Source organism: Companilactobacillus bobalius, from assembly GCF_002179915.1.
GTDB lineage: Bacteria > Bacillota > Bacilli > Lactobacillales > Lactobacillaceae > Companilactobacillus > Companilactobacillus bobalius.
On record NZ_MYFM01000029.1, the window covers coordinates 1 to 268 of the forward strand.

Annotated in this window: 1 rRNA gene; it reads left to right on the top strand. The window is 38.1% G+C overall.

What is annotated here, in order from left to right:
• A 16S ribosomal RNA gene (locus LKACC16343_RS14145) occupies positions 1-62 on the top strand; the annotation flags it as partial.
• Between the last annotated feature and the right edge of the window lie 206 nt (positions 63-268).

Genomic DNA, 268 nt, shown 5'->3' on the forward strand with positions numbered 1-268 from the left:
TGATTAGGGTGAAGTCGTAACAAGGTAGCCGTAGGAGAACCTGCGGCTGGATCACCTCCTTTCTAAGGATATGGTACTTTGGTACCAACGGAAATACACAATTGTTAAAACTTTGTTTAGTTTTGAGGGGTCTACCCTCAAACTCGTACCTTGAAAACTGGATATTAAGAATTAATGAATTAAAGAAACACCGAAAACTGCGCGGCAATCTTTTGATTGCCAGCTGTGATGAAAATCATGGCAAATTGTTTTAAATTACTTTTTGTAA